Source organism: Streptomyces sp. PU-14G (assembly GCF_041028275.1).
Taxonomy (GTDB): Bacteria; Actinomycetota; Actinomycetes; order Streptomycetales; family Streptomycetaceae; genus Streptomyces.
In genome coordinates, this window is record NZ_JASKYT010000015.1 from 1 (window position 1) to 15,983 (window position 15,983).

Below are 15,983 nucleotides of genomic sequence, written 5' to 3' on the forward strand. Positions count from 1 at the left end.
GTCCCTCCCCTCGCCGCCGACCCTCCCCTCGCCGCCGTCCGGCCGGCCGCCCTCGCCGGGCTCCTCGTCCACGATGTCCGCGTCCACCACGTCGTCCTGGCCCGTGCCGCCGGTCTGTCCGGGCCCCTCCTCCGCCGTCCGGGAGCCCTCGGCGCCCTCCTGGCGCTCCCTGGCGCGGGCGTACATCGCCGTGCCGATCTTCTGCGCCGCAGTGGAGGCGCGCTCGACCGCCTGACGCAGCACCGCGGTGTGTTCCGCGGCCTGCGCGGGGTCCTCGGGAGTCTCGGCCAGCCGCGCCTTCAGGTCGTCCAGCGCGCCCTCGGTCTCGGAGCGGGTCTCGGCGGGGACCGCGCCGTCGTCCGTGTCGGCCAGAAGCCGTTCGGTCTGGTGCACGAGTTGCTCGGCCTGGTTGCGGGTCTCGGCGGCCTCGCGGCGCTTGTGGTCCTCCTCCGCGTACTGCTCGGCCTCGCGCATCATGCGCTCGATGTCGTCCTTCGGCAGGCTGGACCCGCCGGTGACCTGCATCTTCTGTTCCTTGCCCGTCCCCAGATCCTTCGCGAAGACGTGCATGATGCCGTTCGCGTCGATGTCGAAGGTGACCTCGATCTGCGGCACGTTGCGCGGCGCCGGCGGCAGCCCCGTCAGCTCGAACATGCCCAGCTTCTTGTTGTACGCCGCGATCTCCCGCTCACCCTGGAAGACCTGGATCTGCACCGACGGCTGGTTGTCCTCCGCCGTCGTGAAGGTCTCCGAGCGCTTCGTCGGAATCGTGGTGTTCCGCTCGATCAGCTTGGTCATGATGCCGCCCTTGGTCTCGATACCGAGCGACAGCGGCGTCACGTCCAGCAGCAGGACGTCCTTGACCTCACCCTTGAGCACACCCGCCTGCAGGCTGGCACCGATCGCCACGACCTCGTCCGGGTTCACGCTCTTGTTGGCGTCCTTGCCACCGGTCAGATCCTTGACCAGCTCCGCGACAGCCGGCATCCGCGTCGAACCGCCCACCAGGATGACGTGCTCGATGTCGGACAGCTGGATGCCCGCGTCCTCCACCGCCTGGCGGAAGGGGCCCTTGCAGCGTTCCAGCAGATCCTCGGTCAGCTGCTGGAACCGCGTACGCGTCAGCTTCTCCTCCAGGTGCAGCGGACCCTCGGCGGACGCCGTGACGTACGGCAGGTTGATCGTCGTCTCGGTGGACGAGGACAGCTCGATCTTCGCCCGCTCCGCCGCCTCCCGCAGGCGCTGCACGGCCATCTTGTCCTTGGACAGGTCGATCCCGTGCCCGTCCCGGAACCTCGCGACCAAGTGGTCGACGAGGCGCTGGTCCCAGTCGTCACCGCCCAGAGAGGTGTCGCCCGCGGTGGCCTTGACCTCCAGGACGCCCTCGCCGATCTCCAGCAGGGAGACGTCGAACGTGCCGCCGCCGAGGTCGAAGACGAGGACCGTGTGCTCGTCCTCCTTGTCGAGCCCGTAGGCGAGGGCGGCGGCGGTCGGCTCGTTGACGATCCGCAGCACGCCCAGGCCCGCGATCTCGCCGGCCTCCTTGGTGGCCTGGCGCTCCGCGTCGTTGAAGTACGCCGGAACGGTGATGACGGCGTCGGTCACCTCTTGGCCCAGGTAGTTCTCCGCGTCTCTCTTGAGCTTCTGCAGGACGCGGGCGGAGATCTCCTGCGCGGTGAAGGACTTGCCGTCGAGCGTGCCGGAGGGCGGGAAGCGCCAGTCGGCCTGGCCCATGTGGCGCTTGACCGAGCGCACGGTGCGCTCGACGTTGGTGACGGCCTGCCGTTTGGCGACCTCGCCCGTCAGCACCTCGCCGCCCTTGCCGAACGCCACCACCGAGGGCGTCGTCCTGGCCCCTTCGGCGTTGGCGACAACGGTGGGCTCGCCGCCCTCCAGGACGCTGACGACGGAGTTCGTCGTACCGAGATCGATCCCGACAGCGCGTGCCATCGCCGTCCTCCTTCGCCGGCTGCCGTGTGGGCCCCGTCGGCCCGCACTCGCGGGGCGCCGGCCGGCTAGGAAAGAGTCTTGCCCTCCTCGATGGCTTCGGCCACTTCTGCGGTCCGTTCGGCCTCCTCGGCGGCGAAACGCTCGGCGTCCAGCTTCTCGGCGATCTCCTCGTCCTGTGCCATGAGCAGGTCGAGGTTCTGGTCGCCCATCTCGAAGACGCCCATGTCGAGGTAGGCACGCTGCAGGCGCTCGCCCCACAGTCCGATGTCGCGCACACAGGGCACGATGCGGCTGAAGAGGAGCTTGCGGAAGAGCTGGAGGTACTCGGACTGCTCACTGAAGACGTCCGCCTCGGCGCGCGGTATGCCGAAGTTCTCCAGCACCTCCGCGCCCTTGAGGCGGTCGCGCATGAGGTAGCAGCCCTCGATGACGAACTCCTCGCGCTCGCGCAGCTCGGCGTCGGTGAGCTGCTTGTAGTAGTCGCGCAGCGCCATTCTGCCGAAGGCGACGTGCCGGGCCTCGTCCTGCATGACGTAGGCGAGGATCTGTTTGGGCAGCGGCTTGTCGGTGGTGTCGCGGATCATGCCGAAGGCGGCCAGCGCCAGTCCCTCGATCAGCACCTGCATGCCCAGGTACGGCATGTCCCAGCGGGAGTCGCGCAGGGTGTCGCCGAGGAGGGACTGGAGGTTGTCGTTGATCGGGTAGAGCATCCCGACCTTCTCGTGGAGGAACCGGCCGTAGATCTCGGCGTGCCGGGCCTCGTCCATCGTCTGGGTCGCGGAGTAGAACTTCGCGTCCATGTCGGGCACCGACTCCACGATCCGCGCCGCGCACACCATGGCGCCCTGCTCCCCGTGGAGGAACTGGCTGAACTGCCAGGAAGCGTAGTGCCGGCGCAGCTCGCCGCGCTCCGCCTCGTTCATCTTGTCCCAGTAGGGGGTGCCGTGGAGGGTCATCGCCTCGTCGGGGGTGCCCAGCGGGTCGTACGGGTCGACCTCCAGCTCCCAGTCGATGCGGCGCTGTCCGTCCCACTGCTTGTCCTTGCCCTTCTGGTAGAGGGCGAGGAGGCGGTCCCGGCCGTCGTCGTACTCCCAGGAGAAGCGGGCACTGCCGGAGGCGGGGACCTGCCAGAGGGGGGCGTCGGTTGCGTGCACATAGAGATCGTGTGTGGACACGGACATCTCCTTCGGTCACGGACTGCCCGGTGTGCATGGGTTGTTGGCAGAGTCACACGCGTGTTACCGCGCGGTCAACAAGTGGTGCGCGGGGGATTGACGCCCCTGCTGACAAGCAGTCTCATAAGAGGCGACAGCAGACGTGACCACCGGTAACCCTCGCGAGTCGGTAGCCCCTCGCGAGCCGGTGACACCCCGACGAAGAGGTGCCCCAGCATGACGACAGCGCCTGACATCGCCGCGACGGAACGCGAGGCGCTCAGGGACGCCCTCGGACTGCTCAAAGACCGCGAGCAGGTCGCCGAGCGCCTCCTCGAGTCCTCCAGGAAGCACTCCTTCGACCCGGACACCGAACTGGACTGGGACGCGCCGTTCGAGGACGACAAGTGGTTCTGGCCGCCGGAGCTCGTCTCCCTCTACGACACGCCCCTGTGGCGGCGCATGTCACAGGAGCAGCGCAAGGACCTGGCCCGGCACGAGGCCGCCTCGCTCGCCTCACTGGGCATCTGGTTCGAGGTCATCCTGATGCAGCTGCTGGTGCGGCACATCTACGACAAGCCGCTCACCAGCAACCACGTGCGCTATGCCCTGACGGAGATCGCGGACGAGTGCCGGCACTCCATGATGTTCGCGCGCATGATCAAGCGGGGCGGCGCACCCGCCTACCCCGTCTCCCGGCTGCACCACAACCTGGCACGCGTCCTCAAGACGATCTCCACCACGCCGGGTTCTTTCACCGCGACGCTGCTGGGAGAGGAGATCCTCGACTGGATGCAGCGGCTGACGTTCCCGGACGAACGGGTGCAGCAGCTCGTACGCGGCGTGACCCGTATCCACGTCATCGAGGAGGCCCGCCACGTGCGTTACGCGCGCGAGGAACTGCGCCGCCAGATGGTCACCTGCCCCCGCTGGGAGGCCGAACTGACGCGGATCAGCTCCGGGGAGGCCGCGCGCGTCTTCTCCATCTCGTTCGTCAACCCGCAGGTCTACGAGAACGTCGGGCTCGACAAGCGGGAGGCGGTCGCCCAGGTGAAGGCCAGCGGCCACCGCAGGGAGATCATGCAGACCGGCGCCAAGCGGCTGACCGACTTCCTGGACGAGATCGGTGTCCTGCGCGGCGCGGGACGCAAGCTGTGGGTGAGCTCGGGACTGCTGGCCAAGTGACACACCCCGACATCCCTCCGCTCCGCGTGAGGGCCGCGTAAGCGTCGCGCGAGGGCCACGTGAAGCCCTCGTGGAAGAGCGGGGAAAAGATCTGCGGAGCCCGGGGAACATCCGAGCGTGCCGGGACGGTTACGCTGCACTGCATGAGCAGCAGTGGCACCGCCCCGGCGTATCGCAGGCTCAGTGTGGACGAGCGGCGCAGCCAACTGCTCCGTCACGCCCTCGACCTGTTCGCGCACAAGTCGCCGGAGGACGTCTCACTGGACGACGTCGCGGTCTCCGCAGGCGTCTCGCGGCCACTCGTCTACCGCTACTTCCCCGGCGGTAAACAGCAGCTCTACGAGGCCGCGTTGCGCAGCGCGGCCAACCGGCTGGAACAGTGCTTCGCCGAACCGCCCGCCGGACCGCTCACCACCCGGCTCGCCCGGGCGCTCGACCGGTACCTGGCGTTCGTCGACGAGCACGACGCGGGTTTCATGGCCTTGCTGCAAGGCGGCAGCGTGGTGGAGACCTCGCGCACCACCGCGATCGTCGACGAGGTGCGCAGGGACGCGGCCGAGCAGATCCTCACGCACCTCGAAGCGGAGGCGGGCCCCGGTTCGGCGCGCTTGCGGATGGCCGTCCGCACCTGGATCGCCGCCGTCGAGGCCGCCTCCCTGATCTGGCTGGACGAAGGCAAACAGCCGCCACTGTCCGCGCTGCGCGACTGGCTGGTCGACCACTTCGTCGCCGTACTGACCGCCACCGCCGCATCCGACCAGGTGACCGCCGCCGTGGCCCGGAGGGCGCTCGCCCTGGAGGAGAGCGACGGGCCGGTCGCCCAACTGGTGACCAGAGCGCTTCCCGTGGTCGCCGACGCGGGGCATCTGCTCGGCTCGTGAGCGCACGACTGTGCGGTCACACGGCTGTGTGGCCACACGACTGTGTGGCCATGCGACCGTGCGGTCGCATGGGGTGGCAGGCACGTGAGCTCGTACACATACAGACTTAAAGAACGCTTGAACGTCGGGCTAGGCTGGCCCCATGGCGACTCACCTGTCATGGAAGGCCAAGGAGGCCACCGTCGGAGAGCTGGCGGAGCGAGCCGGCGTGGCCACCTCCGCACTGCGCTTCTATGAGCGCGAAGGGCTCATCCGCAGCCGCCGCACCACCGGTAACCAACGGCGCTACAGCCGCGACACGCTGCGCCGAGTCGCGTTCATCCGGGCCTCCCAGCGCCTCGGCATCCCCCTCGCCGCCATCCGCGACGCCCTCGCGCTGCTTCCCGAAGGGCGCACACCGAACCGCGACGACTGGGCAGCCGTCTCCGAGTGCTGGCGCGAGGACCTCAACCAGCGCATCGCGCTCATGGAACAACTCCGCGACCACCTCACCGACTGCATCGGCTGCGGCTGCCTGTCCATGACCACCTGCGCGTTGGTCAACCCACGCGACCGGCTCGGGGACGAGGGGCCAGGTGCCCGCCAACTCGCCCAGCCGTGCGGCCCCGACCCCAGCCGGGCGGACGTTTCCGCGTGTGGGACAGGGGGTGCGGGGGCTTCCGCGTACGGAGCGGATGGCTCCGCGCGCGGGGTGGACGATTCCGTGTGCGGAGCGGACGATTCCGCGTGCGGGGCGGACGATTCCGCGTGCGGAGGCGGATCCGGACGCCGGGCCCGCGTCGCCGCCGAGGAGGCGGTCTGAACCCGTGCGCAGCGAACAGACCGCCTTCCGTGGCGGTCCGCTGGACGGCCGCACACTCGCCGTCCCTCTCGGTCCCACCGGCAGGCCGCCGCGCACCTACGAGGTACCGGTTCCCGCTGCCGACGGCGGCCCCACGACGGTCCACGTCTACCGGCTGGAACCCGCCGCCGTGAACCGGCTCGGACTGCCACGCGGCTGGGCGTACGTCTACGAACCGGACGGGACGCCCGAGAAGGCGCCATGGGCGCGGCTGCCGTGGCGACGAGGGCGCGCCGGCTGAAGGAGGCACGCCGCTCCGGCACGTGGAATGCCGACAGGGCGTCCTCTTTCCGCCACCCGCTTGTCACCGCCGGACCTGGACAGACGGGCAACGGCGGGGTTTTCTGCTGGACGTGATCGACGGAATCGCACGGCTGCCCGAAGCCGGCCCGCAGCGGCTCGGCCCCTTCCGCCTGTTCGGCGTCCTGGGCAGCGGCCGGACGGGCACCGTGTACCTCGGCAGAGGCGCCGCACGGCGCGGTACCCGCAAGCGGATCGCGGCGGTGCGCGCGATCCGGCCCGAGCTCCTGCGTGACCGGCAGCTACGGGCCCTGCTACGGCAGGAGACGGCCCGGGTGGCCGACGCGGTCGACAGCCCGTTCATCGCCGAGGCGCTCGGCTGCGAACTGGACAGTGAGCAGCCGTGGCTCGCCGGCGCGTTCGTTCCCGGCCTGCCGCTGTCAGCGCTGGTGGCGTCGTACGGGCCGCTTCCCGAGATGTCCGTCCGCGCCCTCGGCGGTGGCCTCGCCCGCGCCCTGGCGGCGTTGCACGCGGCGGGCACCGTCCATGGGGACCTGCACGCCGGCAACGTGGTGCTGACCCTCGGCGGGCCCCGCGTGGTGGACCACGGCGCGGCCCTCGGACGGCAGGCCGCGTCCCCTGACGGCACCGGCCAGAGCGCTGCGACGGTTCCGGGTCCGCTGACACGACGGGCCGAGGACGTCTTCTCCTTGGCCACCGTGCTGGTTCTGGCGGCGAGCGCACGGCACCCGTTCGCCGGGAGCGCCCTGCCCACCGATCGCGAGAGCCCGGATCTGACGGGCGTTCCCGACGCTCTCCGTGCCCCACTGCTCGCCTGCCTGCACAAGACGCCCGAGACCCGCCCCCACCCCGAGGCCCTGGCCCGCGCCCTGGACCTGTCCGGTGCGGCGGGCCGCCCGGCGCGGGAATGGCTTCCGGACGCCTACCTCCACGAGATTCACGGCCGCGCCGAGGAGGCCCGGAAGCTGGTGGGCAGGGGGCCGTGGCGCCGTTGAGCGGGGGACGCCGCTGAAGCGGGCGCGATGGGGGCGGGGACACTACTGAGGCGGGTCGCAGGGCCGGGCTTCGGCTCAGCTCCCTACTGTCACCCGTGCGAGTGAAGACGGTCGGGTGCCGAGTACTGGACGGAGCGCGGCACCAGAGGTAGGGAAGCGCTTTTTCGTCAGCCCGGGGCCGGGGGATGGCACCCCGCCCTGTGCCGGCTGACCACCTCTCGCGAGCCGGACCAGCGCGGAGTCGTCCCGAGGGCCGGCGGCCGACCCCGACCGCCGTCACCTGACGCCGCCCCTCGTGGGACCTCGGCGCGAGCTGCCGAGACCGTCGCCGGACTCCGGTGTCATCTCGATCGGGTGAGAGACGTGCGCCCTCCCGCTCAGCTCGCCCTGAGCCGACAGCCCAACCCGTGCCACGATCGCGGCGGAGCGGCCTGAAACGGGGAAACGCCGCTCGGAAGCGAGGTGCGCGGTGTTGGTGAGGGCACGGAGGACCCAAGCGGTCGGCGACCACGAGCGGAGCCGAACCGCAGGGCGCGGCGGTACGGCACGCCGCCGCGTCAGGGCGCGCGGAAGTACGGCGCGTGGAGGTACGGCACGTGGGGGTGCGGCGCGTGGGGGTGCGGCGCGTGGCGGTGGAACGACGCTCGCGGTGGTGATGCCGGTGTTGGTTGCCCTGGGGCTGGTGGCCCCTCCGGTCTTCGCGGCGGTGCCCGAAGCGGTCGTGCGGGTGCCCGGCACGCCCGCGCCCGGCCCTGAACCGGGCCCTGTGGGGGCGGGGCGGAAATCGGTGGGCGAGCTGCTGGGCGAGCTGAGCGTGCTGTACCAGCGCACGGAGGAGGCCTCGGAGGCGTTCAACAAAACGGCGGAGAAGCTCAAGAAGCAGCGCGCGTCCTCCCGGAAGGCCCAGTCACGGCTGGCCCGGGCCCGGACGGCGCTGGAGCGGGAGAGGGCCCGCGCGGGCGAGCTCGCCCGTCAGCAGTACCGGGGGGCGAGTGTCGGGCTGCCACCCGCCGTCCAGATGCTGTTGAGCTCCGATCCCGAGCGAGTGCTGGAGCACGGCCACTTCCTGCGGCGGGCAGCCGGAACACAGGCGGCGACGGTACGCAGGGTGACCGACGGCCGACAACGGCACGCCACCGCGGCGAAGCGTGCTCGCGCCGCCGTGAAGCGGCAGGAGGGGCTGACGGAACGCAAGAAGAAGCAGCGCGACAAGGTGCGCAAGCGGCTGCGCAACGTCGAGAAGCTGCTCTCCTCGCTGACCGGGGATCAGCTCGCCCGGCTCCACGCGCTGGAGCGTGACCGTACGGACGCGGCACAGCAGAAGCTGGTGTCGTCCGGTGCGCTCGATCCGAGCGGCGCGGTACGGCGCTCCTCGGAACAGGGGCGCAAGGCGCTCGACTGGGCGATGGACCAGGTCGGCAAGCCGTACGTGTGGGGCGCCGAGGGCCCGAGGTCCTTCGACTGTTCGGGGCTCACCTCACAGGCGTGGCGGCACGCCGGCCGGACGATCCCCCGCACCAGTCAGGAACAGTGGCGGCGGCTGCCCCGGGTGCCCCTGGACGAGCTGCGCCCGGGCGATCTGGTCATCTACCACCGCGGGGCGACTCACGTGGGCATGTACGCGGGTGCCGGACGGGTGGTGCAGGCGCCTCGGCCAGGCGCGGACGTGCAGGTGACCCCCCTGGCCACGGATCCACCGCTGGGTGCCGTTCGACCGGACAAGCGCCGGACATGAGTCGGCTGCCGGCCCAGGCAACGGGCGCGTCGTCCAGGCCGGAGGCGTCAGTCCAGTTCCGCCAGCAGCACCGTCGCGTCGTCGTGCTGCTTGCCACGCGCCGGAACCGACTCCGCCTCCGCCGTGCGGACCCGGCTGACCAGAGCGCGGGAACCTTCCTTACGCACGAGGGCGAAGAGTCCCGCCCAGTCGCCGAGGTGGAAGGTCTCGGTCCAGCGTGTGGCGCCGTCCGTGAGGGCCAGCAGTGCGCGGACGTCAGCGCGGGGCCGGGTTCCGGTCACCGCCCGGGCAGCGACCTGGGGATCCGCGGCGGCCGTGTAGAACCCGCTGCCGTCGGGCGCGTTGCGCAAGCCTTCGACAGCGCGCACGTAGGCCGCGCGGTCCGTTTCCGCGCCGGTGTGGCGGGCCTGGTCGCGCAGCGCCCGCACGGCCTCGGGGAGTTCGGCCAGACGGCGGTCCAGCAGCGGCTGGACCGTGCCGTCGGCGGCCTCCACGAGCAGTGCGGAGTCGGAGAGCACCAGGTGTTCGACCTGCTCCTGGTCCCACCGGGCCGCGACCACGGTTGCCTGAGGTGTACGGGCGTGAGAAAGATCACACGTTTCGCGGTGTGTGTCCGCTGTTCGGACCAGCGCGGCAGCAAGGCATCCGGACAGTGGCATGTCCCGACGGGCGCCCGCCAGTTCGACGAGAGCGCCGCCCAGTCGGGCCACGAACCAGGGAACACCGTGGCGGCAGCCGTCATCCTCCTCGGGCGGGGTGACCCCGTCCAGGATCACGAGCACACCCCCCACGCCGGCCGCCGGCAGCGCGGCCGACGCGTAGTCCTCGTTGGGGCGTTGGGGGTCTCCTGGCTCGGTGACCATGTCGATACGCATGGCAGCAGTGTGCAGGACCGGGGATCTTGGAGAGGCGGACGACGGTCGCGGCGGCACCACGTCTCCCCGCAGGGCACGGGGAGGAGCAACGACGGCCGTAAAGACCCGTGGGAGCACCGACCCACAGTCGGCGTCCACGGCGGATTTCCCCGTGGAAATGACCGGAATGAGACCTTCCGAAAAACTGGGTCCGGCATCCTGCCAGGAGGCAGGAAGGATTTCCAACCAGGGCCCGAATCGCCGACCGCGCCCGGCTCGGGCCGAGTTGTTCCGTCACCGAGGAGTGTTGTTCACTCCTTCGGGTGGCCCAGCAGGGGATTCTCACCCGCCTCAAGAGCGCACTGCAATGGTCGGTCGTCGAGTCGGGGCATCCCGGGCCCTCCGGGAGAGGCGGGACGAGATTGCGAGTGCGGGTGCGGAAGAAGCAGCGTCGGACAGCGGACGTTCCCCAGGCCACAGCGACCGGCAGCGGTGACGCGCCTTCCGCTCCGCCCGCGGAAGCCCAGAACGCGGCGGCAGCCCCCCGCCGCAGGGCTCGTGTGCGCAACCGGCTGCTGGTGTCGGTCGCCGTGTGTGCCGTCGCTGTCGTCGCGGCCGGCGCACCGACCCTGGTCGCCGGCTCCCAAGACACCGCGGCCGCACAGGAACTCGTGGACCTCGCCCGGCTCAACCAGCAGGCCATCGCCCTCTCCCACTCCCTCGAAGACGAGCGGGACGGCATGATCGAACACGTCGCCGGGGGCGGTGGCGGACAGAAGGGCACAGGGGTTAGCGACGCCCAGCGCGCCCGGGTCGACCGGCAGGCACGAGAGGTCCGCTCAGCCGCGTCCTCGGCGCCCACCGGGAGTGCGGTGCCGTCCGGCTCCCCGGCCGCGGTCGCCCAGGCCCTCAAGAAGCTGCCGACCGTCCGGAAGCAGGCCATGGCCGGCAAGGGCGGGGCGCTGGAGGCGTACGAGGACTACTCGCGCGTCATCCAGACGCTGCGTCACCTCGCCCGCGACGTGGCCGGCGGACTGCCGGCACGAGCGCAGGACCGCACGGCCGCCGCGCTGCCCGACCTCGCGCGCGCCGTCGACCAGGCCTCGGCCACCCGAGGGCTGCTGGAGGCCGCTCTGGCGGGCGAGGGCACGCAGCGCCGGGTGATGGCCGAGGCAGGGCAGGCGCACCTGCGGGAGAAGGCGGCGCTCGCGGACTTCCAGGAAACGGCCGGCACGAAGGCCTGGGACAGGTACAGCACGACCGTCAACGGCCCCGACGTCTCCACAGCGGAGCGCTACCTGAACACCCTCACGGCGCGCCCGTACCTCACCCCCGGCGCACGCTCCGTGAACGCGGAACGGTTCGACACCTCCGTCTCGGCGCGCCTCGCGCACATGCGCGGTGTGCAGTCCGCGTTCGCCGCCGCCGAGGTCAAGCGGCTGGAGGTCCTTCGCGACGACGACGTGACGGCGCTTCAGCTGCGCGCCGGACTCGTGGGCTTCTGCCTGCTGCTCGCCGTCGCCCTCAGCGTGGCGACCGCCCGCTCGCTCACGCGACCGCTCTCCGTACTCAGGCGCGGCTCCAAGCGGCTGGCGAAGGACCCGGTCGGCGAGGAGCCGATCACCTTCCGCGGCCGTAACGACGAGTTCGCCGACGTCGTCGGCGCACTCAACGCGCTGCGGGCCACGACGGCGGAGCTGCGGCGCCGCTCCTCGTGCGCCGAACGCGAGCAGGACCAACTGGCCGTGGAAAAGGCCGAGCTGACCGAGAAACACCAGTTGCTGGCCGAGGACTTCGCCACTCTCCGTGCCGAGCTGGAGGAGGTCAGGGAACGGTCGAGGGCCGCCGCGGCCCAGTCGGGCACCGTCCGGCCGGGCACGGTCGCGTCGGACACGGCCGTGCCGGACACCGCCTTTTCGGGCACGGCCTTTTCGGAGACGGCCGTGTCGGGCGCGGAGCAGGAGGCGTTCGCGGACCTGGCCACGCGCAGTCTCACCCTGGTCGAGCGGCAGCTGGGCATCATCGAGGGGCTGGAGGAGAAGGAGGCCGATCCGGACCGGCTCGACACGCTCTTCAAGCTCGATCACCTGGCCACCCGAATGCGGCGGCACAGCGAGAACCAGCTGCTTCTGGCGGGCTCCCGGCGCACCGAGCGGGAGGACCCAGCGGAGCAGGTGCCCGCACCGCTGCTCGACGTGCTGCGCGCCGCCGTCAGCGAGATAGCGCAATACGAGCGCGTGGCGCTGGGTGACGTGCCGCAGGACGTGCACGTGGTGGGTTTCGTGGCGGACGACCTGAGTCACCTGATCGCCGAGCTCCTCGACAACGCCGCGGCCTTCTCCCCTGCCGGGTCCGGGGTGCGGCTCACCGCGCTGACCTCCGAGGGCGGCGACGCACTGGTGTCCGTGGAGGACGAGGGCGCCGGGATGGACGAGTCCGTACTCGCGCAGGTGAACGCGCGATTGGCCGAGCCGGAGACGGCGCCGGCGCCGCGGTCGGTGGACGCGTGGGCTTCCTCCGCCCCCTGGGGCCTGGGGCTGCACGTCGTCGCCAAGCTCGCAGCCAGGCACGGGGTACGTGTGCGCCTGAACGCTCTCGAAGAGGGCGGTACAGCCGCGCAGGTGACGGTGGCGAGCAGGCTCCTGCTCGGCGGGGCGCCCGACGACGGCTGTGCGACCGGCCGCAGCGGGGCGACCGGCGAAGCCGCGGGCGACCCCCCCGCCAGTGACGCCGACGGCGGCGTGAGTGACAACCACGGCACGGGTGACAACCACGGCACGGGTGACAACCACGGTGCGAGTGGCAGCCACGGTGCGAGTGGCGGCGACGGCGTGCGCGACGGGCACGGTCTGAGCGACGGCGGCGCGAGCGCGGACGACGGCGCGGCCACCGGGTCGGCCGCGGAGGAAGACGCCGGCGAGGGGCAGCACGCCAGGGCTGCCGACCAGGCGCCGACCCGAGCCGTGGAAACGGGCCCGTCCGCTCAGGACGACCAAGGCGCCCGAGCCGCCCAAGAAGCGCAGGGCGGGACGCAGGGCGAGGGTGCAGGCGAGGACGAGAGCGGGAGCGCCGGGTTTCCCGAGGTTCCCGAGGTTCCCGCTGTGGCTTCTCCCCAGGGGACGCCCGCGCATGCTCCGGAGCCGGAGCCGGAGCCGGAGCCGGGCCGGCCGACGGGCGCGGGCGCGGGCGTGAGCGCGGGCGCGGCGGCACCGGACGGGTCCGTCACGCACACCGGGCTGCCCAAGCGGGTCAGGGGAGCGACGGCTGAGGAGGCGGCGGCGCCGCGCCAGCGTTCGGGCGGTGCCGACCCCGAGCAGCTCCGGCGCAGGCTCGACGGGTTTCAGCAGGGCGCCCGGCAGGGCCTGCGCGAAGCAGCCGCCCGCCTCGCCGCGGAGAACGCCGGGAACGGGGCGGGCTCCGGCGGGCCGGAGGGGGATCGGGAACGCGCGGGGGAAGGAAACGAGCGTCCCGAGGGCAGCGCGGTGACGGAGCCGACGCGTCCGCAGGTTGACGGGGGTACCGCCGAGGAGGCCCGCAAGTGAGTGTGCCCACCACGCGTACGTCCGGCAGCGCGGAGGCACAGAATCTGCGCTGGTTGCTGGACGGTCTGGTCGCTGAGGTGCCGGGCATCCGGTCCGTGGCGGTCGTCTCGTCCGACGGGCTGCTGCTGCTCGCCTCGGACCCCGCGCTGGGCCCCGAGTACGGGCGGTTGGGCCAGGGGGCGGCCCCCTCCGCGGGAGAGGTTGCGGAGAGTGACGCGGAGAAGGGGACCGCCGAGAACGGAACCGCCCAGAAGGACACCGCGGAGGGGGAGACGGGAGAGCAGCCGCGGCGGGGCGCCGACGCGTCCGCCGAGCCCCGCGTTCCGCCGATGCGGCGGCGCGGTGAGGCCGGTCGGCGCCGCGGGCCCCGTGGCTCCAGCGGGGACCTGGCGACGATCGTGTCCGGGGTCGCCTCGCTGACGACGGCAGCGGCGAGGCTGACGGACGGTGGCGCCGTGCGGCAGACCATGGTGGCCATGGACGAGGGCGCCCTGATGGTGATGACGATCGGGGACGGGTCGCTGCTCGGGGTGCACGCGGCGGCGGACTGCGACATGGGGGCGGTCGGCTATCAGATGGGGCTCTTCGTCGGCCGTGCGGGGCACGTGCTGACACCGGAGCTGCGCAGCGAGTTGCGTGGGGCGATGAGTGCGAGCTGGTAGCCCCTCGGGGCTGGTATCCGCTCCGGGGTAGCCGGAGGGCTGCTCACTCCTCCTGGTCCGCCAGGGAGTTCAGGCGGTGGAGGAGGCGGGCCAGCTCGGCGATCTCACCGCGGTCCCAGGCGGCAAGCTTGCGGGCGTAGGAGAGCCGCCGCGCGTCCCGCACCCGGGTGAACCGCCTGCGCCCCTCGTCGGTGAGGAGCACCAGCGAGGCCCGGCGGTCCTTCGGGTCAGGCCGGCGCTCGACGAGGCCGAGGGCCTCCAGCGCGTGCAGTTGCCGGCTTATCGTCGCCTTGCCGACTCCGAAGTAGCCGGCCAGCTCCGTCGCCCGCTGTTCGCCGGCGTCCTCGAGGCGGACGAGGAGACCGTACGCGGCGGGTTCCAGGTCGGGGTGGACCTGGCGTGCCATCTCTCCCGAGGAGGCGCGGGCGCGCCGCAGGAAGACCGCCAATTCGCGTTCCACGTCGAGGCATTCGGGGCCGAACAGCGCGGCGGGGTCCGCGGGGGCGGTGGCAGACGTGGCGTCGGCGGGGGCATCCGCGGGGGTGTTCCCGGGCGTGCCAGCGGCGGGTGCGGTGTCTCCGGCGTTTTCCATGAAGAAACTTATCTCCAGCGAGCGCGATAGTCCCAGCTCCGCCAGTATTTCGCAGGATTAGACCAACGGAGGACGGTGGGGCATCTTCCGCCCGGTCGGTCTACGCGCGTACCTTCACATATGACATGCCCATTCCAGTGGAGCGACTGTCACTCCGCGCGTCGCAGCGCAAAACCCCCCACATCGGTAAATACTACGCACGTACCAGACCCCCACCATCGAGGCTCCGGAGGCAGCGATGCCCAGCTTCAGATCCGGTACGGCCCGTCACAGACGTGGACTCGCGGCTGTCATCGGGATGTTCGTCTCCCTGCTCGCGCTCGTATTGGCTCTTCCGGGCGCGGCGTCGGCGGTTCCGGGCGACGGAGAAGCAGACACGAAGTCGGCCAGGTCGAACCAGGCCGCCACGGACGTGGAAGGACTCCGCGGCAATCCCAAGGCGCCCGCCGAGCGCGGTGAGGCCTGGATGGGCGCCGGCGTCCGGATGCACGAGGCGGACAGGACCGACGGTACCCCGCCGGACAGGGCGCGTGCGGGTCTGGCCGCGACGGTCCACGGCGTCGACGTCAGCAGCCACCAGGGCAACGTCGCCTGGTCGACGCTGTGGAACAGCGGTGTCCGCTTCGCCTACGCCAAGGCGACCGAAGGCACGAGCTACAAGAACCCGTACTTCGCACAGCAGTACAACGGCTCCTACAACGTGGGCATGATCCGCGGGGCCTACCACTTCGCGACGCCCAACTCCTCCAGTGGTGCCACCCAGGCCAACTACTTCGCCAGCAACGGCGGCGGCTGGAGCAAGGACGGCAAGACGCTGCCGGGCGTGCTCGACATCGAGTACAACCCCTACGGTGCCACGTGCTACGGCCTGAGCAAGAGCGCGATGGTGAACTGGATCAAGGACTTCACCAGCACGTACAAGGCCCGCACCGGGCGTGACGCGGTCATCTACACCACCACGAACTGGTGGACGCAGTGCACCGGCAACAGCAGCGCCTTCGGCAACTCCAACCCCCTCTGGATCGCCCGGTACGCCTCCTCGCCGGGCACCCTCCCGGCCGGCTGGGGCTTCTACACCTTCTGGCAGTACACCTCCAGCGGCCCGACCGTGGGCGACCACAACTACTTCAACGGGTCGATGGACCGGTTGAAGGTGTTGGCCAATAACGGCTGAGGACCGCACCTCCCCCCGGCTGGGGGCGTAGGGGGTCACCCCCCACACAACACAGCAACGGGTCGATGGACCGGTTGAAGGTGCTCGCCAACAACGGCTGAGGACGTGTACCTCTGACAGTAAGTGGCCCCCCGCCCGGCGGCGGGGGGCCACTCTT

The 15,983-nt window shown here is 71.4% G+C and carries 11 protein-coding genes and 3 pseudogenes; 10 read left to right on the forward strand and 4 right to left on the reverse strand.

Annotation, left to right across the window (positions count from 1 at the left end; translation table 11 throughout):
• Positions 1-1,950: molecular chaperone DnaK (dnaK, locus tag AB8Z75_RS03455; protein ID WP_369199849.1), on the reverse strand; the 1,950-nt coding region annotated here is incomplete at its 3' end.
• A gap of 65 nt (positions 1,951-2,015) precedes the next feature.
• Positions 2,016-3,131, reverse strand: a complete 1,116-nt coding sequence (locus AB8Z75_RS03460; RefSeq protein ID WP_369199850.1) for a ferritin-like domain-containing protein — start codon at positions 3,129-3,131, stop codon at positions 2,016-2,018.
• A 210-nt stretch (positions 3,132-3,341) separates the two neighbouring features.
• Here AB8Z75_RS03460 and AB8Z75_RS03465 point away from each other — a divergent pair, with 210 nt between their 5' ends.
• The 6 genes and pseudogenes from AB8Z75_RS03465 to AB8Z75_RS03490 all read left to right on the forward strand — a co-directional run bounded on the left by AB8Z75_RS03465 (position 3,342) and on the right by AB8Z75_RS03490 (position 9,002).
• Positions 3,342-4,289 carry a diiron oxygenase gene (locus AB8Z75_RS03465; RefSeq protein ID WP_369199851.1) on the forward strand — a complete coding sequence of 316 codons (948 nt, stop codon included), beginning with the start codon at positions 3,342-3,344 and terminating at the stop codon, positions 4,287-4,289.
• Between the two features lie 143 nt (positions 4,290-4,432).
• Entirely contained in the window at positions 4,433-5,170 is a 738-nt protein-coding gene (locus AB8Z75_RS03470; protein WP_369199852.1) for a TetR/AcrR family transcriptional regulator, read from the forward strand.
• Between the two features lie 142 nt (positions 5,171-5,312).
• A pseudogene (gene soxR / locus AB8Z75_RS03475) lies at positions 5,313-5,765 on the forward strand (redox-sensitive transcriptional activator SoxR); the annotation flags it as partial.
• A 211-nt stretch (positions 5,766-5,976) separates the two neighbouring features.
• Positions 5,977-6,252, forward strand: a complete 276-nt coding sequence (locus AB8Z75_RS03480; protein WP_369199853.1) for a hypothetical protein — start codon at positions 5,977-5,979, stop codon at positions 6,250-6,252.
• Positions 6,253-6,364: 112 nt separating this feature from the next.
• A complete protein-coding gene (locus AB8Z75_RS03485; RefSeq protein ID WP_369199854.1) occupies positions 6,365-7,267 on the forward strand; it encodes a protein kinase in 903 nt (300 codons plus the stop codon).
• 655 nt (positions 7,268-7,922) lie between these two features.
• Positions 7,923-9,002, forward strand: coding sequence for a C40 family peptidase (locus AB8Z75_RS03490; protein ID WP_369199855.1), 1,080 nt, complete (start codon positions 7,923-7,925; stop codon positions 9,000-9,002).
• Positions 9,003-9,049: 47 nt separating this feature from the next.
• Here the strand turns inward: AB8Z75_RS03490 and AB8Z75_RS03495 are convergent, their stop codons facing one another.
• Positions 9,050-9,877, reverse strand: coding sequence for a protein phosphatase 2C domain-containing protein (locus AB8Z75_RS03495; RefSeq protein ID WP_369199856.1), 828 nt, complete (start codon positions 9,875-9,877; stop codon positions 9,050-9,052).
• Positions 9,878-10,179: 302 nt separating this feature from the next.
• On the opposite strand from AB8Z75_RS03495, the gene AB8Z75_RS03500 reads away from it, so the two are divergent.
• The 3 genes and pseudogenes from AB8Z75_RS03500 to AB8Z75_RS03510 form a co-directional block, all read left to right on the forward strand.
• On the forward strand, positions 10,180-13,398 hold the full coding sequence (locus AB8Z75_RS03500) for a nitrate- and nitrite sensing domain-containing protein (protein WP_369199857.1): 3,219 nt from the start codon (positions 10,180-10,182) through the stop codon (positions 13,396-13,398).
• Positions 13,395-13,541 (forward strand): annotated as a pseudogene (locus AB8Z75_RS03505) (roadblock/LC7 domain-containing protein); the annotation flags it as partial. The gene AB8Z75_RS03500 and the pseudogene AB8Z75_RS03505, both read left to right, overlap by 4 nt.
• Positions 13,542-13,754: 213 nt before the next feature.
• Positions 13,755-14,060 (forward strand): annotated as a pseudogene (locus AB8Z75_RS03510) (roadblock/LC7 domain-containing protein); the annotation flags it as partial.
• Positions 14,061-14,103: 43 nt separating this feature from the next.
• On the opposite strand, the gene AB8Z75_RS03515 reads toward AB8Z75_RS03510, so the two are convergent.
• Positions 14,104-14,652, reverse strand: coding sequence for a MarR family winged helix-turn-helix transcriptional regulator (locus tag AB8Z75_RS03515; RefSeq protein ID WP_369199858.1), 549 nt, complete (start codon positions 14,650-14,652; stop codon positions 14,104-14,106).
• A 238-nt stretch (positions 14,653-14,890) separates the two neighbouring features.
• Here AB8Z75_RS03515 and AB8Z75_RS03520 point away from each other — a divergent pair, with 238 nt between their 5' ends.
• Positions 14,891-15,826, forward strand: a complete 936-nt coding sequence (locus tag AB8Z75_RS03520; RefSeq protein ID WP_369199859.1) for a lysozyme — start codon at positions 14,891-14,893, stop codon at positions 15,824-15,826.
• Positions 15,827-15,983 lie beyond the last annotated feature (157 nt).

Coding starts and splice junctions, on each gene's coding strand:
- AB8Z75_RS03515 (WP_369199858.1), bottom strand. CDS start 14,652: ATGGAAAACGCCGGAGACACCGCACCCGCCGCTGGCACGCCCGGGAAC.
- AB8Z75_RS03470 (WP_369199852.1), top strand. CDS start 4,433: ATGAGCAGCAGTGGCACCGCCCCGGCGTATCGCAGGCTCAGTGTGGAC.
- AB8Z75_RS03465 (WP_369199851.1), top strand. CDS start 3,342: ATGACGACAGCGCCTGACATCGCCGCGACGGAACGCGAGGCGCTCAGG.
- AB8Z75_RS03520 (WP_369199859.1), top strand. CDS start 14,891: ATGCCCAGCTTCAGATCCGGTACGGCCCGTCACAGACGTGGACTCGCG.
- AB8Z75_RS03490 (WP_369199855.1), top strand. CDS start 7,923: ATGCCGGTGTTGGTTGCCCTGGGGCTGGTGGCCCCTCCGGTCTTCGCG.
- AB8Z75_RS03460 (WP_369199850.1), bottom strand. CDS start 3,131: ATGTCCGTGTCCACACACGATCTCTATGTGCACGCAACCGACGCCCCC.
- AB8Z75_RS03495 (WP_369199856.1), bottom strand. CDS start 9,877: ATGCGTATCGACATGGTCACCGAGCCAGGAGACCCCCAACGCCCCAAC.